Below are 631 nucleotides of genomic sequence, written 5' to 3'. Positions count from 1 at the left end.
TAACTCGGTTGTTGAGGGCGGCAACATCACTTACACCGCGACGTTGACCAATCCAGCACAAACTGCTGTGACGGTGACGCTTTCTAATGGTCAGACCATCGTCATCGAAGCCGGTAAATCTGCTGGCTCGGTGGTGTTTGAAACCCCGGCGAACGACGTCTACAACAATGGTTCGACCGTCAACACGACGATCACCAACGCCACCGGCGGTAACTTCGAAAATCTGGCAACCAATCCTGCGCCAGCGACCACCGCGATTACCGATTCGATCGACACCACCACCGTCACTCTGACGGCAGATCCCTCGGTCGTCGAAGGCGGCAACATTACCTACACCGCTACGCTGACTAACCCGGCGCAAACTGCGGTGACCGTGACGCTGAGCAACGGTCAGACGATCAATATCGAAGCGGGCAAGTCCAGCGGAACTGTGGTTTTCGAAACCCCGGCTAACGACGTTTACAACAACGGTTCGACCGTCAACACGACGATCACCAACGCCACTGGCGGTAATTTCGAAAACCTGGCGACCAATCCTGCGCCAGCAACCACCACCATCACCGACTCGATCGACACCACTACCGTAACTTTGACGGCAAATCCATCGGTCGTTGAAGGCGGCAACATTACC

The 631-nt window shown here is 55.8% G+C and carries 1 protein-coding gene; it reads left to right on the top strand.

Annotation, left to right across the window (positions count from 1 at the left end; genetic code table 11):
* Positions 1 to 631 (top strand): immunoglobulin-like domain-containing protein (locus NTD89_RS21985; RefSeq protein ID WP_262209707.1); only part of this gene is annotated, 631 nt, incomplete at both ends.

This window comes from Pseudomonas sp. 14P_5.3_Bac1 (assembly GCF_025466135.1).
Taxonomy (GTDB): Bacteria; Pseudomonadota; Gammaproteobacteria; order Pseudomonadales; family Pseudomonadaceae; genus Aquipseudomonas.
This window is presented reverse-complemented; position numbering and strand designations above follow the sequence as displayed.